General features: G+C 74.8%; 26 protein-coding genes and 1 pseudogene. 11 read left to right on the plus strand and 16 right to left on the minus strand.

All coding sequences use genetic code 11. The annotated features are described in order from the left end of the window. Nucleotides 1–6: 6 nt before the first annotated feature. Nucleotides 7–213 (minus strand): hypothetical protein, encoded by a 207-nt coding sequence (locus ACGF5C_RS20270; protein ID WP_393303687.1) that lies wholly within the window; start codon nucleotides 211–213, stop codon nucleotides 7–9. Nucleotides 214–387: 174 nt separating this feature from the next. Here ACGF5C_RS20270 and ACGF5C_RS20275 point away from each other — a divergent pair, with 174 nt between their 5' ends. Next, nucleotides 388–1,113, plus strand: a complete 726-nt coding sequence (locus tag ACGF5C_RS20275; RefSeq protein ID WP_393303689.1) for a PP2C family protein-serine/threonine phosphatase — start codon at nucleotides 388–390, stop codon at nucleotides 1,111–1,113. Nucleotides 1,114–1,119: 6 nt separating this feature from the next. Here ACGF5C_RS20275 and ACGF5C_RS20280 read toward each other — a convergent pair whose 3' ends face one another. Beyond that, nucleotides 1,120–3,744, minus strand: a complete 2,625-nt coding sequence (locus tag ACGF5C_RS20280; protein ID WP_393303825.1) for an ATP-dependent RNA helicase — start codon at nucleotides 3,742–3,744, stop codon at nucleotides 1,120–1,122. 153 nt (nucleotides 3,745–3,897) lie between these two features. Continuing rightward, nucleotides 3,898–4,725, minus strand: a complete 828-nt coding sequence (locus ACGF5C_RS20285) for a SigB/SigF/SigG family RNA polymerase sigma factor (protein ID WP_393303691.1) — start codon at nucleotides 4,723–4,725, stop codon at nucleotides 3,898–3,900. A gap of 371 nt (nucleotides 4,726–5,096) precedes the next feature. Here ACGF5C_RS20285 and ACGF5C_RS20290 point away from each other — a divergent pair, with 371 nt between their 5' ends. Next, a complete protein-coding gene (locus ACGF5C_RS20290; RefSeq protein WP_393303693.1) occupies nucleotides 5,097–5,840 on the plus strand; it encodes a hypothetical protein in 744 nt (247 codons plus the stop codon). 2 nt (nucleotides 5,841–5,842) lie between these two features. On the opposite strand, the gene ACGF5C_RS20295 is transcribed toward ACGF5C_RS20290, so the two are convergent. Next, nucleotides 5,843–7,384 carry a phospholipase D family protein gene (locus ACGF5C_RS20295; RefSeq protein ID WP_393303695.1) on the minus strand — a complete coding sequence of 514 codons (1,542 nt, stop codon included), beginning with the start codon at nucleotides 7,382–7,384 and terminating at the stop codon, nucleotides 5,843–5,845. 189 nt (nucleotides 7,385–7,573) lie between these two features. On the opposite strand from ACGF5C_RS20295, the gene ACGF5C_RS20300 reads away from it, so the two are divergent. Beyond that, nucleotides 7,574–7,702, plus strand: coding sequence for a hypothetical protein (locus tag ACGF5C_RS20300; protein WP_350706359.1), 129 nt, complete (start codon nucleotides 7,574–7,576; stop codon nucleotides 7,700–7,702). Between the two features lie 93 nt (nucleotides 7,703–7,795). Here ACGF5C_RS20300 and ACGF5C_RS20305 read toward each other — a convergent pair whose 3' ends face one another. Further along, nucleotides 7,796–8,782, minus strand: a complete 987-nt coding sequence (locus ACGF5C_RS20305; protein WP_393303697.1) for a pirin family protein — start codon at nucleotides 8,780–8,782, stop codon at nucleotides 7,796–7,798. Nucleotides 8,783–8,792: 10 nt separating this feature from the next. Beyond that, complete coding sequence (locus ACGF5C_RS20310; RefSeq protein ID WP_393303699.1) at nucleotides 8,793–9,275, minus strand: MarR family winged helix-turn-helix transcriptional regulator; 483 nt, start codon at nucleotides 9,273–9,275, stop codon at nucleotides 8,793–8,795. Nucleotides 9,276–9,419: 144 nt separating this feature from the next. Between ACGF5C_RS20310 and ACGF5C_RS20315 the strand changes: the two genes are divergently transcribed. Beyond that, on the plus strand, nucleotides 9,420–9,953 hold the full coding sequence (locus ACGF5C_RS20315) for a GNAT family N-acetyltransferase (RefSeq protein WP_393303701.1): 534 nt from the start codon (nucleotides 9,420–9,422) through the stop codon (nucleotides 9,951–9,953). A 102-nt stretch (nucleotides 9,954–10,055) separates the two neighbouring features. On the opposite strand, the gene ACGF5C_RS20320 is transcribed toward ACGF5C_RS20315, so the two are convergent. Together ACGF5C_RS20320 and ACGF5C_RS20325 are read right to left on the minus strand one after the other, a co-directional pair. After that, on the minus strand, nucleotides 10,056–10,523 hold the full coding sequence (locus ACGF5C_RS20320; RefSeq protein ID WP_393303827.1) for a general stress protein: 468 nt from the start codon (nucleotides 10,521–10,523) through the stop codon (nucleotides 10,056–10,058). A gap of 377 nt (nucleotides 10,524–10,900) precedes the next feature. Beyond that, the gene (locus tag ACGF5C_RS20325) at nucleotides 10,901–11,710 is read right to left on the minus strand and encodes a helix-turn-helix domain-containing protein (protein ID WP_393303703.1); all 810 of its coding nucleotides are present in this window, start codon (nucleotides 11,708–11,710) and stop codon (nucleotides 10,901–10,903) included. Nucleotides 11,711–11,763: 53 nt separating this feature from the next. Between ACGF5C_RS20325 and ACGF5C_RS20330 the strand changes: the two genes are divergently transcribed. Next, complete coding sequence (locus ACGF5C_RS20330) at nucleotides 11,764–12,267, plus strand: metallophosphoesterase family protein (protein ID WP_393303705.1); 504 nt, start codon at nucleotides 11,764–11,766, stop codon at nucleotides 12,265–12,267. Here the strand turns inward: ACGF5C_RS20330 and ACGF5C_RS20335 are convergent. Beyond that, nucleotides 12,261–12,476 (minus strand): DUF3072 domain-containing protein, encoded by a 216-nt coding sequence (locus ACGF5C_RS20335; RefSeq protein ID WP_393303707.1) that lies wholly within the window; start codon nucleotides 12,474–12,476, stop codon nucleotides 12,261–12,263. The two genes, ACGF5C_RS20330 and ACGF5C_RS20335, sit on opposite strands and share 7 nt — an antisense overlap. Nucleotides 12,477–12,707: 231 nt before the next feature. Between ACGF5C_RS20335 and ACGF5C_RS20340 the strand changes: the two genes are divergently transcribed. Further along, a complete protein-coding gene (locus tag ACGF5C_RS20340; protein WP_393303829.1) occupies nucleotides 12,708–13,643 on the plus strand; it encodes an NAD(P)/FAD-dependent oxidoreductase in 936 nt (311 codons plus the stop codon). A gap of 101 nt (nucleotides 13,644–13,744) precedes the next feature. Here ACGF5C_RS20340 and ACGF5C_RS20345 read toward each other — a convergent pair whose 3' ends face one another. The 3 genes from ACGF5C_RS20345 to ACGF5C_RS20355 all read right to left on the minus strand — a co-directional run bounded on the left by ACGF5C_RS20345 (nucleotide 13,745) and on the right by ACGF5C_RS20355 (nucleotide 18,002). Beyond that, nucleotides 13,745–15,034, minus strand: coding sequence for a cation:proton antiporter (locus tag ACGF5C_RS20345; protein ID WP_393303709.1), 1,290 nt, complete (start codon nucleotides 15,032–15,034; stop codon nucleotides 13,745–13,747). A 121-nt stretch (nucleotides 15,035–15,155) separates the two neighbouring features. Further along, entirely contained in the window at nucleotides 15,156–15,833 is a 678-nt protein-coding gene (locus ACGF5C_RS20350; protein ID WP_393303711.1) for an HAD family hydrolase, read from the minus strand. Between the two features lie 42 nt (nucleotides 15,834–15,875). Further along, nucleotides 15,876–18,002 (minus strand): SpoIIE family protein phosphatase, encoded by a 2,127-nt coding sequence (locus ACGF5C_RS20355; RefSeq protein ID WP_393303713.1) that lies wholly within the window; start codon nucleotides 18,000–18,002, stop codon nucleotides 15,876–15,878. A 189-nt stretch (nucleotides 18,003–18,191) separates the two neighbouring features. Between ACGF5C_RS20355 and ACGF5C_RS20360 the strand changes: the two genes are divergently transcribed. Then, the gene (locus ACGF5C_RS20360; protein WP_393303715.1) at nucleotides 18,192–19,052 is read left to right on the plus strand and encodes a hypothetical protein; all 861 of its coding nucleotides are present in this window, start codon (nucleotides 18,192–18,194) and stop codon (nucleotides 19,050–19,052) included. An 84-nt stretch (nucleotides 19,053–19,136) separates the two neighbouring features. On the opposite strand, the gene ACGF5C_RS20365 is transcribed toward ACGF5C_RS20360, so the two are convergent. Then, nucleotides 19,137–19,520, minus strand: a complete 384-nt coding sequence (locus ACGF5C_RS20365) for a DUF6401 family natural product biosynthesis protein (protein ID WP_393303717.1) — start codon at nucleotides 19,518–19,520, stop codon at nucleotides 19,137–19,139. 163 nt (nucleotides 19,521–19,683) lie between these two features. On the opposite strand from ACGF5C_RS20365, the gene ACGF5C_RS20370 reads away from it, so the two are divergent. Further along, nucleotides 19,684–20,133 carry a hypothetical protein gene (locus ACGF5C_RS20370; protein WP_393303719.1) on the plus strand — a complete coding sequence of 150 codons (450 nt, stop codon included), beginning with the start codon at nucleotides 19,684–19,686 and terminating at the stop codon, nucleotides 20,131–20,133. 142 nt (nucleotides 20,134–20,275) lie between these two features. On the opposite strand, the gene ACGF5C_RS20375 is transcribed toward ACGF5C_RS20370, so the two are convergent. Continuing rightward, a complete protein-coding gene (locus ACGF5C_RS20375) occupies nucleotides 20,276–22,045 on the minus strand; it encodes an ABC transporter ATP-binding protein (RefSeq protein ID WP_393303721.1) in 1,770 nt (589 codons plus the stop codon). Between the two features lie 73 nt (nucleotides 22,046–22,118). Here ACGF5C_RS20375 and ACGF5C_RS20380 point away from each other — a divergent pair, with 73 nt between their 5' ends. Then, nucleotides 22,119–22,691, plus strand: coding sequence for a TetR/AcrR family transcriptional regulator (locus tag ACGF5C_RS20380; RefSeq protein ID WP_393303723.1), 573 nt, complete (start codon nucleotides 22,119–22,121; stop codon nucleotides 22,689–22,691). Between the two features lie 373 nt (nucleotides 22,692–23,064). On the opposite strand, the pseudogene tnpA reads toward ACGF5C_RS20380, so the two are convergent. Further along, nucleotides 23,065–23,488, minus strand: a pseudogene (gene tnpA, locus ACGF5C_RS20385) (IS200/IS605 family transposase). A gap of 16 nt (nucleotides 23,489–23,504) precedes the next feature. On the opposite strand from tnpA, the gene ACGF5C_RS20390 reads away from it, so the two are divergent. Next, nucleotides 23,505–23,762: a helix-turn-helix domain-containing protein gene (locus tag ACGF5C_RS20390; RefSeq protein WP_393303725.1), complete on the plus strand. Its 258-nt coding sequence runs from the start codon at nucleotides 23,505–23,507 to the stop codon at nucleotides 23,760–23,762. Continuing rightward, nucleotides 23,759–24,742 carry an RNA-guided endonuclease InsQ/TnpB family protein gene (locus ACGF5C_RS20395; protein WP_393303727.1) on the plus strand — a complete coding sequence of 328 codons (984 nt, stop codon included), beginning with the start codon at nucleotides 23,759–23,761 and terminating at the stop codon, nucleotides 24,740–24,742. The genes ACGF5C_RS20390 and ACGF5C_RS20395 overlap by 4 nt, the downstream gene beginning before the upstream one ends. Before the next feature lie 13 nt (nucleotides 24,743–24,755). Here ACGF5C_RS20395 and ACGF5C_RS20400 read toward each other — a convergent pair whose 3' ends face one another. After that, the gene (locus ACGF5C_RS20400) at nucleotides 24,756–24,968 is read right to left on the minus strand and encodes a hypothetical protein (protein WP_393303729.1); all 213 of its coding nucleotides are present in this window, start codon (nucleotides 24,966–24,968) and stop codon (nucleotides 24,756–24,758) included. Between the last annotated feature and the right edge of the window lie 25 nt (nucleotides 24,969–24,993).

The raw sequence follows: 24,993 nt of genomic DNA on the forward strand, positions 1-24,993 counted from the left end.
ATCGTGCTACAGCGGTGGGCGTCGATTGCTGCCGCGGTCGTGCGTCGCGTCCGTCCGCCAGCGGCGGACCAGGTCCGCCGGGCGTGCCGCCGCGGCCCGGTCCCGGGCGACCGCCAGCAGCAGCGTGCGCAGGTCCGCCGGGGCCAGGCGGGCCAGCGCGGCGCGCGCGCCGCCCGGCAGCCGCCCCCACACCCGCCGCTCCGCGTCGTCCATGCCGGCCACCATCTCGTACGCCCCGCACCCGGTCCACCGATATCGGCGCCGGCGTCCGGGACGTGGTGGCATCTCGTCGTGCGGCGGCGCGCGACAGTGAGATTCGCCGCGCGACGCGCCGAGGTGCTGATCTCCTAGAGACAACTGCGCCCTCGGCCTGGCAGGCTGCCACCCATGACCCTGAAGCTGCGTTCCGTGGGAACGAGCGACCGTGGGCTGATCCGCAGTGGGAACCAGGACGCCCTGCACGCCGGCCCCTGGCTCGTCGCCGTCGCCGACGGCATGGGCGGGATGGCGGCCGGCGACCTGGCCAGCGCGATCGCCATCGAGGCGGTCGCTCCGCTGGACGTGGAGACCCCGGAGGACGCGCTGGTGGCCGCGCTGCAGAGCGGCATCGAGCTGGCCACCACGCGGATCCGCCAGGCGGTCGCCGAGGACCCGGAGCGGCAGGGCATGGGCACCACCCTGACCGCCCTGCTCTTCGCCCGGACGGGCAGCTGCCTGGCCCTCGCCCACGTCGGCGACTCCCGTGCCTACCTGTTCCGGGAAGGGGTGCTCAAGCAGATCACCCGGGACGACACGTTCGTGCAGATGCTCGTCGACCAGGGGGTGATCACCCCCGACCAGGCCAGCAGCCACCCCCGCCGGGCCGTGGTCACCCAGGCTTTGCAGGGCGACGAGGTCTCCCCGGCGTACGCGACGATGGTGCCCTGGCCCGGCGACCGCTGGCTGCTGTGCAGCGACGGCCTGTCCAACGTGGTCCGCCCGGACACGCTCGCCGAGGTGCTCGCCGAGCACCCGGACCGCGCGGAGTGCGCCCGCAGGCTGATCGACCTGGCGCTGCGCGCCGGCGGGCCGGACAACATCACGGTGGTCATCGCCGACGTGGTGGAGGAGTAGGCCGGCTCAGCGGCGGCGCGGGGTGGCGTGCCGGGTGGGCACGGCCGTGGTCGGGTCCTCCGGCCACGGGTGGCGCGGGTATCGGCCGCGCAGCTCCGCCCGCACCTGCGGATAGCCGGTGCGCCAGAACGACGCCAGGTCGGCGGTGACCGCCACCGGCCGCCCCGCCGGGGAGAGCAGGTGCAGCAACACGGGCACCCGGCCGTCGGCGATCCGCGGCGCGTCCCGCCAGCCGAACGTCTCCTGGAGCTTCACGGCGAGCACCGGCGCCGCCGGGTCGGCGTAGTCGAGCCGGATCCGGGAGCCGCTCGGCACGGTGATCCGCTCCGGCGCCACCTCGTCGAGCCGGGCAGCCAGCGCCCACGGCAGCAACCGGCGCAGCGCGCCCGCCACGTCGACCCGGGCCAGGTCGGCCCGGCGGCGGGCGGCGGCCAGCTCCGGGCCGAGCCAGGTCGGCGCGTCGGCGAGCAGCGCCGCGTCGCCCACGTCGGGCCAGTCGCCGCCGAGCGCGTGCCGGCAGAACGCCAGCCGCTCGCGCAGCGCCCGCGCTGCTGGGGTCCAGGTCAGCAGCCCGAGGCCGGTGCGACGCAGGCCCGTCAGCAGGGCCGTCGCCACCTCCTCCGCGCCGGGCCGGACCGGCCGTTCGGCCAGCTCGATGGCGCCCAGCCGCACCACCTCGCGCGCCACCACGTCCTCGCCGGACCAGCCGACCTCCCGCTCGGCGCGCAGCAGCGGCCCGCCCGCCTCGCGGGCGGTCGCCTCGTCGAGCGGGGTCGCCAGCCGCACCCGGGCGGCCGGCGCGCCGGGGGCGCGGTCCGCCACCGCCACCGCCAACCATCCGGCGCCCGCCAGCCCCGACCCGGGCGCCAGCTCCGCCGCGGTTCCGCCGCTCATCAGGTACGCCGAGCCGCCCGGCCGCCGTGCCCGGGCCAGCCGCTCGGGGTGGGCCAGCCCGACCAGCAGCCCGGCGGCGAGGTCGTCGGTCAGGTGGTCCTGGCCGGGGTTTCCGGTCGGCCCGAGGTCGTCGGCCGGCCGCGCCCGGCCGGTGTCTCCGGCCGTCGCCGTGTCGGGGCGGGTCGGGCGGGTCCGGCCGGTTCCGGCCGCCGGCGCCGGTCCCGATGGGGCCGGGGGCAGGGCGGCGCGCAGGCGGCGTACCTCCGCCCGCCAGCGGGCCGTGGCGCCCGGGTCCGCGCCCGCGCGCAGCCGGCGCCACGCGGCGGTCAGGTCGTCGCCCGGCCCGGCGACGGAGTCCTCCGCGAGCAGCGCCACGACCTCGGCCGCCCGGTCCGCGCCCACCCGGGCCGCCCCGTCGAGCAGCGCCCGGGCCAGCCGGGGATGCGCCCCGACGGCGGCGATCGCCCGGCCCCGGTCGGTGATCCGGCCCTGAGCGTCGACCGCGCCGAGGGTGGCGAGGGCGTCCCGGGCCACCGTCATCCCCGCTGCCGGCGGCGGGTCCGGCAGGGCCAGCCCGGCGCCGTCGGGCGACCCCCAGGCGGCGAGTTCCAGGGCGAAGCCGGTCAGGTCGGCGGTGGCGATCTCCGGCTCCGGTTGCGCGGCCAGCCGCTCGTGCGTGACCGCCGACCAGCAGCGGTAGACGTGCCCGGGCGCCTCCCGGCCGGCCCGGCCGGCGCGCTGGGTCGCCGCCGCCCGGGACACCGGCACCGTCACCAGCGCGCCCAGGCCCCGGGCCAGGTCCGTCCGGGCCACCCGGGACAGCCCGGCGTCCACCACCACCCGGACCCCCGGCACCGTGAGGCTGCTCTCCGCCACCGAGGTTGCCAGCACCACCCGCCGCCGGTCGGCGGGCCGCAGCGCCGCGTCCTGGTCGGCGGCGCGCTGCCGGCCGTGCAGCGGCAGCACGGCGATCGTGTCGCGCAGGTCGGCCAGCCGGCCCGCGACGGCGGCGATCTCGCCGGCCCCGGGCAGGAAGACCAGCACGTCCCCGTCGTGCTCGCGCAGCGCCTGCCGCACCGTCGCCGCGACGTGGTCGAGCAGGCCCCGGTCGACCGGGCCGGCGCCGGGCGCGGCCACCGGCCGGGGCGGCGGCGTCCAGACCCGCGTCACCGGGTGCAGGGCCGAGGAGGCCCGGACGACCGGCGCGGCACCGCCCCCGCCGCCGAGCAGCGCGGCGAACCGGTCCGCCTCGGGGGTCGCCGACATCGCCAGCAGCCACAGGTCGGGGCGGAGCGCGGCCCGGGCCTCCACCGTGAAGGCGAGCGCCAGGTCGGCGTCGAGGTGCCGCTCGTGGCATTCGTCGAGCAGCACCGCGCCCACCCCGGCCAGCTCGGGGTCGCGGTGCAGGCGGCGGACCAGCAGGCCGGTGGTGACCACCTCGACCCGGGTGCGCGGGCCGGACCGGCGCTCGCCGCGCACGGCGTACCCGACCCGCTCGCCGACGGGCTCGCCGAGCAGCGCGGCGATCCGGCGCGCCGCCGCCCGGGTGGCCACCCGGCGCGGCTGGGCGACCAGCACCCGGCCCGCCACCTCGTCGGCCACGGCCAGCGGGGCGAGGGTGGTCTTGCCGGTGCCCGGCGGGGCCACCAGCACCCCGGCGCCGGCCGCGCGCAGCGCCGCGACCAGTTCCGGCAGCACCGGCCGTACGGGCAGGTCGAGGGGCACGTCCGAGAGCACGGCCCAGTCTCGCACCGCCCGCTGCGGCTGAGCCGGGGCGTACCCGTGGATCCCGGCGACGAAGGCCAGGCCAGCACCGGTCGTCGGTCGGTGCCACGGGTTCGGACACGGCGAGGGCCGGACCCACCGGCCCGGCCCTCGCCCACCATTTCCCTAGTACGTGCCGTCGAGCTGTCCCCGCAGCTTGGTCAGCGCGCGGGCCAGCAGCCGGGAGACGTGCATCTGCGAGACGCCGATCTGCTCGGCGATCTGCGACTGCGTCAGGTTGCCGTAGAACCGCAGCGTGAGGATCTTCTGCTCCCGCTCGTCGAGGGTGGCCAGCGCCGGGCCGAGGGCGACCCGCAGCTCGGCCAGCTCGAATTCGCCGTCCTCGCCGCCGAGCATGTCGCCCAGCTCCGTCGCGCGGTCACCGTCGCCGGTGGGCGTGGAGAGCGAGACCGCGTTGTAGGCCCGCGCGCCCTCCAGGCCCTCCAGTACCTCTTCCTCGGTGAGCTTGAGGTGGGCGGCGATGTCGGCGACCGTCGGCGAGCGGCCGAGGGTCTGCAGCAGCGAGCTGTTGGCGTCGGAGATGGCCAGCCGCAGCTCCTGGAGGCGGCGCGGCACCCGGATGTCCCAGGTGCGGTCGCGGAAGTGCCGCTTGAGCTCGCCGATGATCGTCGGGATGGCGTAGCCCGCGAAGTCGACGCCTCGCGACGGGTCGAACTTGTCGATCGCCTTGATGAGGCCGACGGCGGCGGTCTGGGCCAGGTCGTCGGTGGGCTCGCCGCGACCGCTGTAGCGGTGGGCGAGGTGGTTGGCGAGCGGCAGCCAGGCCTCGATCGCCTTGTCGCGCAGGGCGGCGCGGGACGGGTGGCTGGCCGGCAGCGCGGCCATCGCGTTGAGCAGGTCGGCGGCGCTGTCGGTGAGCGCCCGCGGGTCGAGCTTCTCGGTGGTGCTCGGGGCCGCTGTGGTCGCCTGCTCGCTGATCGTTGGCGCGGTCATGGGTGGTCCTCCCTGCACCTCGTCCGCGGATAGAAAGACGTGACACTTTGGTTTAGCTTCAGATGTCCGTTCGGAAGTCACCTTAGCCCGATCGGTCCGACGAAATCTAGCCGAAAGTACGATGTGCTTAAGTGATTTACTCTCACCAAAGACGCAAAGGGGACAAAATCCCATCGGATGTGAGTCGGCTTACGCGATGCGTACGGTCAGCCCGGCATCGGCCGAACATCGGCGCATCGGCATCTGGTGGGCCACTCCGGTCGGCCGGGCGGCCCTGCGGGCGCGGATGACCAGCCGCCACTGTCGGCTTTCCGTCGTTGTCCTATGTACGGGACCGGCCGTAGCGTGCGGTTACATCTTCCGGAGGTGCCGTGCTCGACCCCGTCGCTCCCCAGCTCGTCGTGAACAGCCGCACGCTGTTCTTCAGCTGGCTGCCGGCGGATCCACAGGCGGTCGCGGCGCTGGTGCCCCCGGGGCTGACCCCGTGCCCGGACCGGCAGGTCTTCATCAACCAGTACGTCGTCGACGACGAGAGCCAGACCTCCGGCTTCGGTGCCCACTCGCTGACCTACCTCGGGGTGTGCCTGGCCGGCGTCGACGCCCCCGGCGGGGCCAGCCTCGGCGGCTGGTGGACGCACTACGTGACCTCCAGCGAACGGGTCCGCGACTACGCCACCGCGCGCGGCGCGCCCGCCGTCGTCGGCCGCACGAGCATCGCGCGCCGGGGTGAACACCTGGTCGCCGAGACGGCGATCGCCGGCACGCCGCTGATCCGCGCGCGCTGCCAGGTCGGTGAGACGGGCCAGACGATCAACAGCGGCCACCACCGGTACTTCACCGCCCGGGACGGGCAACTGCTCAGCGCCGTGTACCCGTTCGTCGCCGAACCGGTCGACCCGTTCGTGATCGAGTCGGTGGAGTTCCTGGACCCGGGGCACCCGCTCTACGCGCTACGCCCGGAGAACCCCCTCACGATCGGCTTCGGCTTCTACTCCCCGCGCGCCTCGTTCGCCTACCCCGGCGGCCTGACCGTGTACACCCCGGAGACCGACGGCACGCCCCGGGCCGCCGGGTCCGTACGCGCCCGGGCCGCCGCGGTCTCCGTGCCGGCGTAGCCTCACCAGGTGCCGGCCCGGCGCGCCCGCAGCGGCCGGCCGTCGGGGTCGTAGACCAGCCGGTACGCCGGCAGCGCCCACGCGCGGGTGTACCAGGGCAGCCGCTCCGGCCGGTGCGGCAGCAACCGGCCTGGCGGCCGGGGGCCGACCCGCCCGGAGTCGTGCCACCGCCGCAGCGCGTCGGCGGCGGCGGTGATCGCCGCCACGGCGTCGGCGGGGTCGATCAGGTCGGCGTCCTCGCCGCCCTCGGGGTCCCGGTCCAGGTGCTCGCGCCACAGGCGCAGCCGCAGGTCCCGGGCGAAGACCCGGGCCCCGTCGCCCAGGCCGCCCGGGTCCGTCGGCGCCCGCCCGTCCCGGGTGTCGTCCAGCACCGCGCAGGAGAGCTCGCTGTCGTGGGTCCAGGACCGGCGGTTGAAGTTGTCGCTGCCGACGCTGGCCCAGACGTCGTCGACGACGCACACCTTGGCGTGCACGTACACCGGCGTGCCGGCGTGGTTCTCCAGATCGAAGACGTGCACCCGGTCCGGGGCCGCCCGCTCGCACAGCGACAGCGCCTGCTCGCGTCCGACGGAGTTGGGCGGCAGCGCCAGCCGGCCGTCGACGTCCGGATAGCGGGGGACCACCGCGACCAGGTGCAGGTCGGGGCTGTCCCGCAGCGCGCGGGCGAACAGGTCGGCCACCTCCGTGGACCACAGGTACTGGTCCTCCAGGTAGATCAGCCGGCGGGCCCGGCGCACCGCCTTGGTGTAGCCGCGGGCCACCGTACGCTCGCCGTCCGGGGCGAAGGAGTAGCGCGGGCGGACCGCCGGGTAGGTGCGCAGCACCTGGACGCGGTGCGGGCCGCAGGGCGGCGGGTCGGCCGGCTGGTCCGGCAGCGGGTCGGGGCGCAGGTCCGAGCGGCGCAGCCGGTCTCGCAGGTAGGCCAGGGGGTTCTCCGAGTCCAGCGGCACCGGGTCGGTCCACCGTTCGCGGAAGGCGGTGTCCAGCGCGCCCACCACCGGCCCCCGCACCGCGAGCTGCACGTCGTGCCAGGGCGGGTGCTGCCCGTATCGGGCGGACATCTGCACGACCTGCCGGTCGCCCCGGTGGCCGGCGTCGTCCCGCCGGCTGTGGCACAGGTCGATGCCGCCGGCGAAGGCGACGTCCCGCTCCGGCGCCCGCGGGTGGCGCAGCACCACCAGCTTCTGGTGGTGTGAGCCGCCCCGGCGGACCCGCTGGTCGAGTAGCACCTCGCCGCCGGCGGCGGAGATCGTCTCGCTGAGGTTGCGGTTCTCCGCCTCGCTGTAGGCCAGCGCGTCGAGGTGGGAGCGCCAGATCAGGCCCTTGACCACCACGCCGCGCTGGGCGGCCTGCGCGAAGAGTTGGGCCACGGTCGGCCCGTCGGGGCGCAGCAGCTGGTCCGGGTCGCCCCGCCAGTCGGTGAAGAAGAGATGGTCGCCCGCCTCCAGCGCCGACACCTCGTCGACCAGCCGGTCGAAGTACGCGGCACCGTGAATTAACGGCTCCGCAAGGTTTTCGCTGGTCCAGACGGGTAACTCTGACACCGGGTTGGCGCGTTCCCGTGCGCTGAGGAACCAGTTGCGCGGTCCCACCGTTCCAGCCCCCCGAGGTCGACAACGTCCTCACGGTAGGACCCCCGTCGCGGGTCCGCATCCCGGCCGGCGCCCCCGGCGACCGGTCGGCCGACCCCCGACGCCACCCGACACGACGCGAGTAACCGAGGAGGCAACACCATGCCCGGCGAGACGACGAACTCCGTGCCCGAGTACCGCGAGCAGGCGGTGGAGAGCGAACGGGGTGCGCTGGTGGCGGTGTTGCTCATGGTGATCCTGGGCGTCGCCGGCATCTTCGCCGTCTCCTGACGCCACGCGCCGCCGTCCGGTGCCGGCACTGCTCTCGACGCGCCGGTGGCGCCTCCGGTCGTCCGCCGGAGGCACCACCGGCCGCGCCTGCGCTCAGGGCCGGGGCGCCTGACCGTCGGTGTGCGGCAGCCGCTCGGCCGGGACGACGCCGAGCCGGCCGGCCTGGAAGTCCTCGACCGCCTTGAGCAGCTCGTCGCGGGTGTTCATGACGAACGGGCCGTAGTGCGCCACCGGCTCCCGGATCGGCTCGCCGCCCATGATGTAGAGGTCCAGCGCCGGGGTGCGGCTGTCCTGGCGGGCGTCCGCCGCGAAGGTCAGCGCGTCGCCCGGGCCGTGCACGGCGAGCTGACCCGTGTGCACCGGCCGCCCGTCGGTGCCGACGGTGCCACGGCCGCCCAGCACGTAGACCAGGGCGTTGAAGTCCGGCCGCCACGGCAGGTCGACGCGCGCGCCCGGCTGCACGGTCACGTGGGTGATGGTGATCGGGGTGTGGGTGGAGCCCGGCCCCCGGTGCCCGGCGACCTCGCCGGCGATCACCCGGATCAGCGCGCCGCCGTCCGGCGTCGTGAGCAGCGCCGCCTCCTTGCCGCGGATGTCCTGGTAGCGGGGCGGGCTCATCTTGGCGACCCGGGGCAGGTTGACCCAGAGCTGCGTGCCGTGGAACAGCCCGCCGCTCGTCACGAGGTGCTCCGGCGGCGCCTCGATGTGCAGCAGGCCGCTGCCGGCCGTCATCCACTGGGTGTCGCCGTTGGTGATGGTGCCGCCGCCGCCCTGCGAGTCCTGGTGGTCCATGATCCCGTCGATCATGTAGGTCACGGTCTCGAAGCCGCGGTGCGGGTGCCAGGCGGTGCCCTTCGGCTCGCCCGGCGCGTAGTCCACCTCGCCCATCTGGTCGAGGTGGATGAACGGGTCCAGCTCGGTCACCGGCACGCCGGCGAAGGCCCGGCGGACCGGGAAGCCCTCGCCCTCGTAGCCGCTCGGCGCGGTGGTCAGCCGGCGGACCGGCCGGAACGCGGTGGACTCGTCGAGCCGGGGCAGGCGCGGCAGGACGAGCACGTTGTCGACGGTGATGGCGGGCATCGGAGGCTCCTCAGTTGTCGGGGTGCGGGGTCGACGCGTCGCGGTCCGCACGCAGGCGCCGGCCGAGCCGCTCGAAGATCCGGGTGAGGCAGGTGACCTCGGCGTCGTCGAGGTCGTCCATCAGGTGGGCGCGCACCGACCTCAGGTGGTGCGGGGCGGCTTCGCGCAGGGTCAGCAGCCCGGCGGCGGTGAGCACCGCCTCGCTGCCGCGGCGGTCCTCGGGACAGGGCTCCCGGGCGACCAGGCCGCGCCGCTGCATCGACGAGATCTGGTACGTCAGGCGGCTCGGCGAGAAGACCAGGCGCCCGGCGAGCTCGCCCATCCGCAGCCGCTGTCCCGGCGCCTCGGAGAGCAGGACGAGCACGTGGTAGTCGGCGAAGCTGAGCGCGCTGTCGGCGCGCAGATCCTCCTCCAGCCGCGTGAACAGCCGCTGGCTGGCCTCGATGTAGGCCCGCCAGGTGGCGAGTCGGGGGGCGTCAAGGCTCTCGGTCACGCCGCTACGGTAGCACTCTTTCAAAACTTAACTAGTGGAGTGTGAGCGCGGTTACCGCCGCTGTCCAGAACGGATCATCCAGCTTTGAAAGACGGCGCCGGAAACCCGAGTGGCGGGTGCGCGGGTGTGTCAGACTCCGGCGTCGTGGACCATCTCGAACTGACCGCCCCGGGCCTGCTGCTGCGTCCGTGGCGGGAGGAGGACGCGCCGGCGGTCCTCGCCGCGCTGCGCGAGCCGGCAATCGCCCAGTGGAACCCCCCGGCGGGGCCGGTCGACCGGGAGGCGGCGCTGGCGTGGGTGCGTCGCCGGGCCGACTGGTCCGCCGGGGACCACGTCTCCCTGGCGGTCGCCGACCCGGCCGACCCCGCCAGGCTGCTCGGCTCGGTGTCGCTGTTCCGGATCCACGACCGGAACGCCTCCATCGGCTACTGGACGGTGGCCGCGGCGCGCGGTCGCGGCGTCGCCTCCAGGACCGTCGTCCGGCTCACCGGGTGGGCGTTCGCGGCGCTCGGGCTGCACCGGATCGAGCTGTGCCACGCCGTGGCCAACCCGGCCTCCTGCCGGGTGGCCCAGCGGGCCGGTTATCCCGCCGAGGGCACGCTGCGGGAGTCCTACCGCTACGGCGACGGCCGCCGCTACGACGAGCACCTGCACGCCCGCCTCGCCACCGACCGCTGAACAACGCCCTGCGCCCCGCCCGCCACCCACCCGGGTCCGGCAGCTACCCACCCCGCCGCCCGGGCGGGACGTCCCCGGGCGGCGGTCGCCCGGGTCCGGACGTCACCGGGTCTGCGGCGCCGCCGTGAGGTGCATCCGGCCGACCAGTTGCCGAGCCTGCTCGGCGAACTGCGTGTCGACGATGACCGCGTACTGGCTGGCGCGCAGCGAGCTGGCGGAGGTGAAGTCGCGCCGCCCGCCGGTCATCGCGTGCGTGACCGCGCCGAACACCGCCCCCCAGATCGCGCCGACCACCAGCGCGACCAGGATGATCGCGAGCCAGTTGCCGCCCGCCGTGAAGATGCCGAACAGCAGCCCGACGAAGAGCCCGAACCAGGCGCCCGTACCGGCGCCCAGCAGTGCCGCCCGGCCGGTGGTCAGCCGGCCGAGCACCGTCTCGACCAGGGTGAGGTTCGTGCCGACGATGGCGGTGTGCTCCACCGGGAAGCGGTTGTCCGCCAGGTAGTCCACCACTCGCTGGGCGGACGGATAGTCCGGGTACGAGCCGATCGTCACGGTGGGCGGGCCCATCTCCGGGCCGTGCCCGTCGCTGGCATGGGCAGCCGGCCGACCGGCGGGACCGGACGGGAGGGTGTCGCCGCCAGGCATGCCGGGCCGCCAGCCCGAGGTCCCACTCGACGGTGTGCTCATCAGCCTCCTCCTTCGTCAACCGCCCGGGTTCCCGCCGCCGTCCACGGGTAACGCCGTCTGGGGCGCGGACCCGGACCCGCTGGACCGGCCCGGGTCGACAGGACGCCGCGTCCGGCCGGCCCGTTCGAGAGGACGCTGTGCCCGGCCGGGCCGCTCTGGCCGGGCCGCCCCGGCCGGCCCGCTCCGGCCGCCCCGCCCCGGCCGGGCCGCCCCGGCCGGGCCGCTGCGGCGGTCGCCCACCGGCGGCCGGGGCGGGGTCAGCGGCCGGCGTCGCGCAGGTACATCGAGGTGGCCTCGTCCGCCGGGAAGAACGACTCGATGGACAGCTCCTCGACCGTCACGTCGAGTGGGGCGCCGAAGGTCGAGACGGTGCTGAGGAAGGAGAGTTCGCCGCCGGGACCGCGCAGCCGCAGGGGCACCACGACGTCACCCGCGCGGGGCAGTTCGGCGTCCGGATCGGCCGACCCGCCCGGGTAGCCGCGCAGCTCCTCGTGGAGCCTGGTCAGCTCCGGGTCGGCCGTCAGTCCCAGGTGCCGGCGCAGCCGGCCGAGCAGGTGGTCGCGCCACTCGGCGAGATTGACGATCCGGGGGGCCACGCCCTCGGGGTGCAGGGTCAGCCGCAGCGCGTTGACGGGCGGCCGGAGCAGGTGCGCCGCGACGCCCTCGGTGAGCAGCGGCAGGGCGGCGTTGCCGGCGACCAGGTTCCAGAGCCGGTCCACCGCGACCGCCGGGTAGGGCTCGTGCGCGCGCAGGACCCGGCGTACCGCGTCGAGGACCCGGCGCAGCTCGGGGGAGTCCAGCGGCGCGTGGGGGTAGACCGGGGCGTACCCGGCGGACAGCAGCAGCCGGTTGCGGTCTCGCAGCGGCACGTCGAGATGCTCGGCCAACCGCAGCACCATCTCCCGGCTCGGCGTCGCGCGGCCGGTCTCCACGAAGCTGAGGTGCCGGGTGGAGATCTCCGCCTCGACCGAGAGGGCGAGCTGGCTGAGCCCGCGCCGCTCCCGCCACTGCCGCAGCAGCGCCCCCACCGGCGCCGACCGCCCCTCGACCACCGCGGCAGCGCCCACGTCCCGATCCTACGGTCGGTGGCGCCGGCGCCTCGGTCGCGGAGAATGGGGGGATGCGTCTGGTGATCACCGCCGACACCCACGTGCCGGTGCGGGCCAAGGACCTGCCGGCGCCGCTCTGGGCGGCCGTCGACGCCGCCGACGTGGTGCTGCACGCGGGAGACTGGGTGGACGAGGCGCTGCTCGACGTCCTGGCCGCCCGGGCCCGCCGGCTCGTCGGCGTGTACGGCAACAACGACGGGCCGGCGCTGCGCGCCCGGCTGCCGGAGGTCGCCCGGGTGGAACTCGACGGGCTGCGGATCGCGGTCGTGCACGAGACCGGGCCGAAGGCCCGGCGCGAGGAGCACTGCGCCGCCCGCTTCCCCGACACCGACCTGCTCGTCTTCGGCCACTCGCACATCCCCTGGGACACGGTCGCCCCGGGCGGGCTGCGCCTGCTCAACCCGGGCTCGCCGACCGATCGGCGCGCCCAGCCGTACGCCACCTTCGTGACCGCGCGGGTGGCGGCGGGACGGCTCGACGAGGTCGAGTGGCACCGCCTCCCGCCGCGTCACTGACCGCGGCCGGTCTCCTCCTGGAGATCGTCGATCAGCTTGGACGCCTCGGCCTTGGTGAGCCCCTCCGGCAGGTCCTCGCCGGCCTCGCGGGCCAGCGTGGCCAGGTACGACTCCTGCGCCGCCGTCGGCGGCTCCTCGCCGGTGACCCACTCGTCGGGGTCCTTGATCGCGCCCTGCGGGTTGGCCCGGGTGCTGTCGCGGTCCGTCATCATCTCCACCTCTCTTCGAACAGACGTGCCAATACCCCGCCCCGGGCCGATCCATGCGGTCACCGGACGGGTCCTGCCGTCCGCCGGCGATCCGGCGCGGACCCTCACCCGGCCCGCCGGCCCGCCGGCCCGCCGGGGCAGCCGTCGCGCGCCGACATGCCCGGGTCGTCTCGTCCGCCCGCCGGACGTCGGGGCGCATACGATCACCCGGTGAGCGCGGACCGGGCGGGTGTGGTGGTGGTCGGCGCCGGCATCGCCGGGGTGGCGTGCGCGACGGAACTGGTCCGTGCCGGCGTGCCGGTGGAGATCCGGGAGCGCGCCCGGGTGGCCGGTGGCCGGCTGGCCAGCCGCCGCTTCGACGGCCGGCCCGCCGACACCGGCGCCGCGTACCTCACCGTCAGCGATCCCGACTTCGCGGAGGTGGTCGAGGGGTGGCGGGCCGCCGGGCTGGCCCGGGAGTGGACCGACACCTTCGTCGCGTACGGCGCCGACGGCCGGCGCGAGGTGCCCGGCCCGATGCGCTGGGCGGCGCCCCGGGGGCTGCGGTCGCTGGTCGAGCACCTGGCCCGGAACCTGCCCGTGACCGTCGACCGGCTCGTGCTGGGCGTCGAGCCGGGGCCGGTGGTGGACGGACGGGCCTGCGAGGCGGTGGCCCTGGCGATGCCGGGGCCACAGGCGGCCCTGCTGCTCGACCCGGCCCTGGACGCCGCCACCCGGGTCGTGCAGGCGCAGCGGTGGTCGCCGTCGCTGGCCGGGGTTCTGCGCTTCCCGAGTCGCCGGTGGGCCGCCTTCCGGGGCGCGTTCGTCAACGACCACCCGCTGCTGAGCCTGGTCTGCGACGACGGCGACCGGCGCGGCGACGGCGCGCCGGTGCTGGTCGCGCACACCACGCCCGGGTTCGCCGCCGGCCACCTCGCCCAGCCCACCGGCGCCGGGCCGGCGATCGAGGAGGCCGTCCGGGACCTGCTGGGGCTGCCCGAGCCGGCGGTGCACGTGCACGTGCACCGCTGGAGGTACGCGAAGCCGACGGCCGGCCGGGGCGGCACCTACCACCTGGACGCCGACGGCGTCGGGCTGGCCGGCGACGCCTTCGGCGAGCCCCGGGTACAGAGCGCCTGGCTCTCGGGCCGCGACCTCGGCCGCGCCCTGGTCGCCCGCCTGACCTGACCGCCGCCCCGGACCGTAGTTGGCCGCCGACTGACCGGTCGCCCCCGCCAGGCCGAGCGCCCGCCGCCGACTGCCCGGTCGCCCCGGCCCGCGTCGACCGGTCAGCTCGTGGCGGCGACGGGCTCGCCGGCGCGGCCCCGCTCGGACGGGTCGGCGGTGCGCTCGCCCCTGCGGTCCAGCAGTTGCATCACCGGGGTCGCCGCGACACCGTGTACCACCACCGACACGATCACCACGAGGCCGACGGTCGCCCAGATCAGGTCCGCCTGCGCGAAGTCGGTCTTCGCCGTCGCGTACGCGAGGTAGAAGAACGAACCGACGCCACGGATGCCGAACAGCGCGATCACCCAGTGCTCGGCGGGCCGGCCCGGCGCGCCGAGCAGGGACAGCCGGCCGACCAGCGGCCGGACCACGAAGACCAGCGCCAGCCCGACCGCGGCGGCCGGCCAGGTCAGCGGGGCCAGCAGCCCGCCCACCACCGCGCCGCCGAAGAGCAGCAGCAGCATGACGGTCAGCAGCCGCTCGATCTGCTCGGCGAAGGCGTGCAGCACCGAGTGGAACTCGTGGGTCCGTTCGGCGGCCCGGATCGCCCGGGCGGCCACGAAGACCGCCAGGAAGCCGTACCCGCCGACCACCTCCACCAGCCCGTACGCCAGGAAGGTCGCGGCGAGCGCGAGAAAACCCTCGGCGTGCCGGGCCAGCCGCAACTCGCTCGGGGCCCGGAAGAAGAGCTTGCCGAGCAGCCAGCCGATCAGCCAGCCGCCCGCCACCCCGGCGACGACCTTCCAGAGCACGTCCACGGCGAGCCAGCGGCCCAGCCAGTCCGCCGGGGCGAGGCCGGTGGTGGCGATGGCGATGGCCGCGTACACGAAGGGGAAGGCCAACCCGTCGTTCAGTCCGGCCTCGGAGGTGAGGGCGAAGCGGACCTCGTCCTCGGAGTCCTCCACGTCGGTGGGCTCGCCGACCTGCACGTCGGCGGCGAGCACCGGGTCGGTGGGGGCGAGGGCCGCCCCCAGCAGCAGCGCGGCGGCCGGCACGAGCCCGGCCCACCACCAGCCGAGCAGCGCCACCGCGGCGATGCACACCGGCATGGCGATGGCCAGCAGCCGCCACGTCGACGACCAGCGGGCCCAGCTCAGCGGCCGGTCGATCTTGAGGCCGGCGCCCATCAGCGCGACGATCACGCCGACCTCGGTGAGGTGGGTGGCGATCTCCGGGTACGCGAGCGGATCGGGGTTCGGCAGCCCGGTGGGGAGGACGAAGACCAGCATGCCGAGCCCGAGGAAGGCGATCGGCATCGACAGCGGCCGGCGTTCGAGCACCCGGGGCAGGACCCCCGCCAGCAGCGCACCCAGACCGACCACCGCGAACGCCACGTCTACCGGCTCCACGACACCACCTCTCCGCGTCGCCCACGGCGTGCGGGCGGGCGGGGAGAGTCCTTGCCCCCGGAGGTCTTCTCGTATTCCTGTCCCGATCGACTCCGTGTCCCGGTCCGGTGCGGCGCGACCGTCACGCCGCGGCGGCGATCGGCGAGTCCGGGAGGGCGGCGAGCAGGTCCGCGGGATCGTCGTAGACGGCCAGCGCCCCGGCCCCGGCCAGCTCGCCCCGGCTCGTCCCGCCGCAGGTCAGCCCGACGCACGGGATGTCCAGTCTGCCGGCGGCTGCGACGTCCCAGACCGAGTCGCCGACGAAGACCACCCGCTCGGCGGCCAGCCCGGACCGCTCCAGCGCGGCCACCAGGATGTCGGGTGCGGGCTTGCTCTCCTGCGCGTCCGCCGCGCAGGTCACGGTGTCGATCACGTCGTCGGCGGCCAGGGCCCGGCGCAGCGCGGCGACCTCGTGCTCGGCGGCGGAGGTCGCCAGCACCACCCGCAGCCCCCGCTCCGCGCAGGCCCGCAGCAGGTCGGCCGCGCGGGGCAGCGGGACCAGCCGCTCCCAGTACTCCGCGAAGAGCGCGTCGTGGGCGTCCCGCAGCTTCCCGTCCGCGCCCCGGTCCCGCTCCGGGCCGAGCAGGTGGTCGAGCAGCTTGTCCGAGCCCATCCCGATGGCGCGGTGGATCTCCGCCATCGGTACGTGCCGGTCGGTCTGGCGCAGCGCCTCCCACCAGCTCACGGTGTGCAGGTATGTGGTGTCGACCAGGGTGCCGTCCACGTCGAAGAGGACACCGGCGGGCTGTTCGGTGGGCATGGTGTTTCTCCTACCCCCTGCCGGGCCGGCTGACGCCACCGCTCAGTCGGACGGGATCAGCAGCTCGAACCAGACCGTCGAGCCGCGTACGGTCGGGTCCGTCCCCCACGCGTCACTCAGCTCCTCGATCAGCCCGAGCCCCCGGCCCCGGCTGCTGAGCGTGTCGGTATGCGCCCGGGTGACCGTGCCCCGGGTGCCCGAGTCGGCGACCGACACCAGCAGCCGCTCCGGGCTCAGGTCGATCTCCACGCGGGCGGCGGTGCCCGCGTGCAGCAGCGCGTTGGTGGTCAGCTCGCTGGTGCAGAGCACCGCCGCGCCGATGATCGACTCCGGCACCTGCCACTCCGTGAGCTGCCCGGTCATCCAGTGCCGCACCCGGCTCGGCGCGGTCGGCTCGGCCGGCACCTCCATGCTCGTCGACCGGCTCGGCCGCAGCGCGTGCTCCACCGCCAGCACCGCGACGTCGTCCTCGGTGGCGCCGGGCACCGCCGCGGTCGCCACCGCGCACAGCGCGCGCGGGTCGCCGCTGCCCGCCCCGGCCACCGCCTCGGCCAAGGCGTCCAGGCCCGCCGTCAGCCCCTGCCAGCGCCGCTCCACCACGCCGTCGCTGAACAGCAGCAGCGTGTCGCCGGGGGCGAACCGGACCGTCGCGGTGGACGGCCGGCAGCCCAGGCCCAGCGGGGCGCCGGCGGGCACGTCGACGTACTCGGCGACCGGCTCGCCGTCCGGGGCGCACCGACGGATCAGCGGGGCGGGGTGGCCGGCGCTGGCCAGGGTGAGCTGCTGCCGCTCGGCGTCGACCACCCCGAAGACCACGGTCACGAAGAGCTCGTGCGTGTCGCCCTCGGCGCCCAGGCTGGTGACCAGCCGGTCGAGCCCGGCCAGCACGGCGTCCGGGCGCGGGTCGGTCAGCGCCAGCGCGCGCAGCGCGGCCCGTACCTGCCCCATCCGGGCCGCGGCCTGCACGTCGTGGCCGGCGACGTCGCCGAGCACGATGCCCAGGCCGCCCGTCGGCAGCAGGAACGCGTCGTAGAAGTCCCCGCCGGCGGCGTTGCCGTCGACGCCCGGGTCGTAGCGGGCGGCGATCCGCATCCGAGGCAGGTCCGGCAGGTGCTCGGGCAGCATGCTGCGTTGCAGGAGCTGGGCGGTGCCGTGCTGCGTCTCGAACCGGCGGGCCCGCTCGGCGGCCTGGCCGACCAGCTCGGCGGACGCGGCCAGCAGGGCCCGCTGGGCGGCCGACCAGACGCGCGGGGCCTGGTAGCCGACGGCCAGCCCGCCGCGGACCACCGACGCCCGCAGCGGCACCGCGGCCAGCGCCCGGATCTTCTGGTCGTGCCGGTCCACCGCGATCTCCCGCAGCGGCTGGCCGTCGTCGACGAAGAGCGGCACGCCGGTGCGGGCGGCCGACGCGACCGGGCCCTCCCAGTCCGGCGGGACGCGCCGCCACAGCGGGGGGAGCCGCTCGTCGGCCTCGTCCATCAGCTCGCCGCGTACGCGCCGGACCATCCGCCACCCGCCGCCGCCCTCGTCCACCGCGAACGAGACCCGGTCGGCGTCGAACGAGGTGATCGCGTAGCGCAACGTCACCCGGGCCACGTCGTCCAGGGTGAGGGTGCCGGCGAGCGCGGCGGCGAAGTCGCTGAGGCTCTGCAACTGCTGGGTGACCTGGGCGGTCTCCGCGGCCACGGTCAGCACGCCGACGATCCGCCCGGCGCTGTCCCGCACGGGGGAGTGGCCCCGGGTGAAGACCCGCTGCTCGACCGGGCCGGTACGCCGGCGCAGGGGAAAGGTGGTCTCCCGCTCCAGGAACGGCTCGCCCGAGCGGTAGGCGCGCTCGACGGCGTCGCCGACCCCGGGCATCGGCCAGACCTCCGGGAACACCTCGCCGGCCGGCCGGCCCACCGCCCCCGGGTGCCGGTCGCCGATCAGCTCCGCGTACCCGTCGTTGTAGAGCAGCAGGTGGTCGGCGCCCAGGGTGAGGGCCATCGGCACGGGCGAGGCGAGGACGACCTCGGCCGTCGCGCGGACCGCCGGGTCCCACGAGTGCCACGGGCCGAGCGGGGTGCCGGCCCAGTCGTGGCCGAGGACGGCGGCCGCCGCGCCCGAGGCGGAGGGCGCCCCCGACACCGGGGCTGGTGGGTTGGGGACCCGTCCGACCGTTCCTGGCATGACCGCAGCCTAACCGGACCATCCGGCACCCGTTCCCGATCATGTCCCGCGCGTCGTCCACGGCAAACGTTGGGCCAGGTCGGGGCGGGTCTGCGATGACATGTCGGGAAAAAGACGGGGACCGGCACGGCGTGCCGCGTCGGTGACCGGGTAAGCGCCCGGCGCAGTCCATGCGACAGGAGGGACATCATGCCGGAAACCCTCGCGGTCAGGCAGGTCGACATCGGCGACGCCGTGGCCGACATGTGGAGGTCGGTGCTGCTGTTCATACCGCGGGCCATCGCGTTCATCGCGATCCTCGTGGTCGGATGGCTCATCGCCAGAGCCGTGCTGAAAATCGTCGACGCGGCGCTGGAACGGGTGAACTTCGACAAAGCGGTCGAACGGGGCGGCATCAAGCGCGCGCTGGAACGCACGAAGTACGACGCCAGCGACATCCTGGCGAGACTCGCGTACTACGCCGTGCTGCTGTTCACCCTGCAGTTCGCCTTCGGCGTCTGGGGACCCAACGCGATCAGTGACCTGATCCGCGGCGTGGTCGCCTGGCTGCCACGTGCCTTCGTGGCGATCATCATCGTCGTCGTGGCCGCCGCGATCGCCAACGCCGTCCGGGATCTGGTCACCGGGGCGCTGGGCGGGCTCGCGTACGGCAAGATCCTGGCCGACCTGACGGCGATCTTCATCCTCGCGCTGGGCGTGATCGCCGCGCTGAACCAGGTGGGCATCGCCACCGCGGTGACCACACCGGTGCTGATCGCGGTGCTCGCCACGGTGGCCGGCATCCTGATCGTCGGCGTCGGCGGCGGTCTGGTGAAGCCGATGCAGAACCGCTGGGACGGCTGGCTGAACCGGATGGCCGAGGAGTCGCGGGCGGTGCAGGAGCACCGCCGGGCCCGGGAGGCCGGCCAGACCGACGTCGGCCGGCAGATGGCCGACCGGGCGGCGGCCGAGCGCACCCAGGTCATGCCGCAGGAGTCGACGATGGCCGGCGGGCGCGGCACCTACCAGTCGGGGAACGTGGGCGACGAGACCCAGCAGTTCCGCCGCTGACCGAGCCGTTGACGCCAGTCGGGAGGGGTGTCCGCGAACGTGGCGGGCGCCCCTCCGGCGTGCCGGTGGACGCGGTCGGCCCGCTCAGACCTGGGGGAGCGGACCCGGCGCCGGGGTGCCCAGCGAGCGGGCCAGCGCGCAGACCGCGAGCAGCCGCGTGAGCAGCCAGTCCGGCTCGGACTCGGACCAGTCCACCGGCGCCGCCGCCGGCTCCCAGCCGTGCTCCAGCGCGGCCGCGCGTACGCCCTCCGCGTAGCCCGCGAGCGCGGCGGCGCTCAGCGACCGCCGGTCGCCGTCCAGGCTCTCCCGCACCGCCGCGGCGTGCTGGTCGACCAGGGCGAGCAGCCCCGGCCGCGCCGCGGCGGCGGCCAGCCCCTCGACGCCGACCGAGGCGGACAGGAGGGCCAGGGTGGCTCGCGCCGAGCCGGCGGCGGAACGGGCCTCGACCCGGTTGAACGGCACACGCATGGGAAACGAGGCTATCCGGCCGACTCCCCGGTCGACCTCGGCCACTCGGCGGGTTTTTGGTCCTCCACCGATCGGTCAACCCGGCCCACCGGGATTGACCCGGTGCGGGCGGGGCAGGAGGAGAACCGCCCGGACGGGCGCAGCCGACACCGTGGAGGAACGGATGGGACAGCACGTGGACGGACCGGACGAACGGCACCGCCGGCCGACCGGGGTCAGCGACGAGACGGTGGCCGCGCTCGGCAAGCTCAGCGAGGCGCTGGAGTGCGTCGAGCGGGTCCGCGGCCACCTCTACTCGCTGCACCAGCTCGTCGGGCACGCCGACCTGATGCTCGACGACGCCGTGGAGATGTTCCGCGCCGCCGGGCACCCGCACATCGCCGAACGCATCGACACCGAGCTGCTGGGCCGCAACGTGATCGCCGGCCGCTGGACGTTCCAGATCGTCGAGGACTTCGACGACGGGTACTACGCCCTCTTCCGCGACCTGGACCGGGCGGCCCGCGAGGAGCTGGTCGGCGGTCGCCGGCACCTCTACGAGGCGGAGATGAAGGAGCGGCGGCGGAGCCGGGGCCGCCCCGGTCACGAGGCGCGCCCCGACGAGGTGCGCTGACGCGCCGTTCCGCCCGGCCGTGAGGCGCGCGCGGGCGGGGCGGGCTGGCGCGCCGGGCCGCTCGAGTCGCCCGGGCCACGAGGCGCGCCCCGGTGCTTGGGCTGACATCCCGCCCCGGCCCCGGCGTGCGGCGGGAGCGGGGCTAGTGGGCCGCGACCGCATGCTCCTCGGCCGCGATGCGCAGCGCCGCGACCAGCCGGCGGTAGAGGTCGTCGCCGGCCAGCAGCTCGGAGTGGGTGCCCTGGGCCCGGATCCGGCCGTGCTCCATCACCACGATCCGGTCGGCGTCGAGCACGGTGGAGAGCCGGTGCGCGATGGTCAGCACAGCCCCGGCCGCCGCGCGCTGCCGGACGCACTCCTGCAACGCCGCCTCGGTCAGCCCGTCGACCTGCGCGGTCGCCTCGTCGAGCAGCAGCACGTCGGGGGTGCGCAGCATGGCCCGCGCCAGGGCGATGCGCTGGCGCTGCCCGCCGGACACCTCCGTCGACGACAGCGACGTGTCCAGTCCGTCCGGCAGCGAGTCGACCTTGTCGTCGAGCCGGACGGCGCGAAGAACCGCCCGGATTTCCTCGTCCGTGGCGTCCGGGTGGGTGAAGCGCAGGTTGTCGCGGATGGTGCCGGGCACCACGGGGGTCTCCTGCTCGACGTACGCGAGCCGGGCCCGCACCTCGTCGTGACCGTGGGCCGCGTACGGGCGGCCGTCGAGGAGCAGTTGCCCCCGCTCGGGCTCCAGGAAGCGCAGGATCAGCGAGAACAGCGTGGTCTTGCCGGCCCCCGACGGCCCCACGATCGCGGTGTGCCCGCGCCGGGGGACGGCCAGGTCGATGTCGTGCACCGCGGCGGGCGCGTCCGGCCCGTACCGGGCGGTGACCCCACGGAACACCAGCACCGGCTGCTCCGCGTCGGGCACGCCCGGGCGCTCCGTCGGGGCGGACACCGGGCCCGCCGGCTCGGCCGGGATGGTCTCGACCTGGCGGATCCGCCCCGCCGCGGCGATCCCGGCCTGCAACGCCGTGGTGTTCTGGGTCAGCTCGGTGATCGGCCCCATGAGCTGGAACGTGTACAGCAGGAACGCGATCAGGCTGGAGATCTCCAGCAGGTCACGCTGGGCCCGCCAGGCGCCGATGCCCAGGATCGCGATCACCGCGAGCTGGATCCCCGTCCAGGCGATGGTCCAGACCGACGCGGTCACCCGCGCCGCCCGTACGCTGTGCGTCGCCGCCTGCCGTGCGTCGGCGACGATCCGCTCGGTCAACCGGGCCTCGGCCCGGCTGGCCTTGACCGTCCGGATCGCCCGCAGCGCCCCCTCCAGCGCGCCGCCGAGCGTGCCCATCGATTCCTGAGCTGCGGCCTGCGCCGTCGCGATGCGGGGCATGAGGGCGCCCATGACCGCCGCGACGACCAGCACGGCCACGATGGTGCAGCCCAGCAGGAACAGGTCGAGCACGCCCATCAGCACCAGCGTGCCGAGCAGGGCGATGCCGGCGTTGACCAGGCCGACGATACTGCCGGACGCCTCGCGCAGCAGCTGTGTGTCGGAGGTGGCCCGGGTGACCAGTTCGCCCGTGGGCCGGCGTTGCAGGTCGCCGACGCGGGCCCGGAAGTAGTGCCGGACGATCGCGGCCCGGGCGTCGAGCACGATGTGCTCGGCCAGCGTCCCGAGCAGCCGCCACTGCCACAGCGTGATGGCCGCGCCGACGACGACGAGCGCCAGCAGCACGCAGATCGGGCGGGCCATCGACCCGCCGGCGCCCAGCGTGTCCAGGACCCATTTGGTGACCATCGGTGTCGCGAGCCCGGCCGCGTTCGCGGCGAGCCCCAACACGAGCCCGAGGGCCATCGTCCGCCTGTGCGGGGCGAGGAACGACGCGAGCGTACGTAACCGGGGTAGCGCCGACGCGGAGGAAGTCATGCCCTGAGTGGAACAGTAGTGTTCCAATTCAGTCAAGCGCTATTCCGAAACGAGGTGTTGCTATCCTCGGCGCGTGACCGACGTGCAGGTGTCCGGCAGCCGGGCCCGGACCCGCCAGGCCATCGTCGACGCGGCGATCGAGGTGCTGGGGCGCAACCCCGCCGCCTCCCTCGGCGACATCGCCGCCGCCGCCGACGTGGGACGTACGACGCTGCACCGCTACTTCGCCGAGCGCGCCGACCTGCTCGCCGCCGTCGGCACTGAGGCCGCTGCCCGGCTGGCCCGCGCGACCGCCCAGGCGCGGATGGCCGAGGGCAGCGGGGCGTCGGCCGTGCGCCGGCTCTGCCAGGAGTACTTCGATCTCGGCAGCCTGCTCTCGCTGATCTTCACCGAGCCGGGCCTCGCCGCCGCCCCGACCACCGAGGGGCCGGCCGGCTGCGATCCGGCGTTCGCCGCGATGGTCGAGCGCGGCCACCGCGACGGGACCATCGACCCGGAGCTGCCGGCGGACTGGGTGCAGAGCCTGGTCTGGTCCCAGCTGTACGCCGGCTGGGCCTACGTCGCCGAGGCCGGCGCCTCCCGGCACGAGACGCTGCGCCTGATCCTGCGGACCGTCGACGGCGCGATCGCGGTCAAGCCGGGCTGATCCCGCGCGGCTAGGGCCCGCGATGTCCGCGGCCACCGCAGGCGTGATGACATCCTTCAACTCCCGGCACCGGTGGAACACCATGGGTGTCAACCGGCCCTGTCGGCACCCGTGGTGTTCCACCCGTCACGCCTGCTGCCCGCCGTCGGCGGCCCGGTGCGGTCGAGGCCGCATCGGGCGGGCCGGATGCGAGCGCCCGGAGCCGGTGCGGACGCACTGGGGGCGGGGCAGGGGTGGTGCGGGAGGAGGCCCGTGAGGGCGTGCGACGTGCGCCGCCGTCGCCCCGCGACGCTACCAAGATGCGGGCCAGTGCTCCGCCCTTTAGGGCGGGGGTGAAGGCCCGCGCGGGAGGCCGGCTAGGCCCGAGCGTGCTCTAACCCGGCTGGTTCTGCTGCTCGATGTACTGGTGAAGGGCTGTCAGGGGTGCGCCGTCGACGGAGCCTGCGAAGTGCGAGGCCGACCAGAGTTTGTTGGCTCGGTAGAAGTGGCGGGCGATGTCGGGAAACTTTTGACGTATCCGGCGGGAGGATACGCCCTTGAGGCTGTTCACCAGCCGGGTGAGGGCGATCTTGGGTGGGAGGTTGACCAGTAGGTGCGCATGTTCGGCCTGACCGTTGAACTCGATTAGGTCGCACTCGAAGTCGGCGCACACACCCGCGTGATCTCTTCCATGCGGGTCAGGTGTCGGTCGGTGAATACCTTGTGTCGGAGCTTGGTCACGAAGATCAAGTGGGCGTGCAGGGCGAAACTCAGTGCCTGCCAGTGCGGATGTCTCCGGAGTCTTTGTCATAGGCCAATGCGAGACTGTCCGATGTGCAGCTCCGGTACAACTACCGTGTCTATCCGACGCCCGTCCAGCAGGAAGCGTTGGCGCGGGCGTTCGGGTGCGCGCGGGTGGTGTTCAATGATGGGCTGCGCGCACGTCAGCAGGCCCGTGAGCGGGGCTTGCCGTACCTGTCGGACGGCGTCTTGTCCAGGCAGGTCATCACCGAGGCCAAGCGCACCCCGCAACGGGCGTGGCTGGGTGAGGTTTCGGCGTTGGTGTTGCAGCAGGCTCCCTCGCGGACGTGAACACCGCCTACCGCAACTTCTTCGCCTCGATCACGGGCAAGCGTAAGGGCCGCAAGGTCGCGCCGCCGCGGTTGCGGTCCCGCAAGGACAACCGGCAGGCGATCCGCTTCACCAGGAACGCCCGCTTCCGGGTGCTGGACAACGGCCGGCTGCGGCTGCCGAAGATCGGTGACCTGCACGTGCGCTGGTCACGTCAGCTCCCGGCCGAACCGTCCTCGGTCACGGTGATCCGGGACGCGGCAGGCCGGTATTTCGCCTCGTTCGTCGTGCAGGTGGACGACTCGCCGTTGCCGCCGGTCGCATCCGAGGTGGGTATCGACCTCGGGCTGACGCATTTCGCCGTGCTGTCCGACGGCACGAAGGTCGCCGCGCCGAAGTTCCTGCGCCGCGCGGCCCGCAAGCTGCGCCGGTTGCAGCAGGACCTTTCCCGCAAGGCCAAGGGCTCGGCCAACCGCAAGAAGGCCGTGGTCAAGGTCGCCCGCGCGCACGCGAGGGTGGCCGACACGCGCCGGGACTGGCAGCACAAGCTCTCGACCCGGATCGTCCGCGAGAACCAAGCGGTGTACGTCGAGGACCTGTGCGTCGTCGGTCTCGGCCGGACCCGGCTCGCGAAGTCCGTGCACGATGCGGGCTGGGCGTCCTTCGTCGGGATGCTGGAGTACAAGGCCGCCCGCGCCGGCCGCATCTTCGGCAAGATCAACCGGTTTGCGCCCACCAGCCAGACATGCTCGGCGTGCGGCCGGCTCGACGGACCGAAGCCGCTGTCCGTCCGGTCGTGGACCTGCCCCTGCGGGATAATCCACGACCGGGACGTCAACGCGGCCAAGAACGTGTTGGCCCAGGGACGCTGGGACAACTCAAACGCCTGTGGAGCGCAGGTAAGACCGGCACCCGTGCCGGCACCGCGCCGAGAAGCAGGAATCCACCCAGGCGCTGCGCGCTGTTCCACGCGCAGCGCGGAGGGAATCCTCGTCCTTTAGGGCGGGGAGAACGTCAATCGGTCGAGCGCGCGTCGGCCGGGCGGCGCCGGGCCGCGTCGTCGGCGATGATCACGGTCGCCACCATCAGAGCCACGCAGAGGCTGAACAACCAGGAGTCGTCCGAGACCAGCTTGGCGGAGACGGGAGCCTGGAGTGCGGCGAGGAGAAAGCCGAGCCAAGCCAGGCGGCGCTGACGCGGGGAGAGGAAGCCGGAGCCCTGTTGCATCCCGAAAGTCTTGCGCGCGACCCAG

This window comes from Micromonospora sp. NPDC047620, from assembly GCF_043205005.1.
Classification (GTDB): domain Bacteria; phylum Actinomycetota; class Actinomycetes; order Mycobacteriales; family Micromonosporaceae; genus Micromonospora.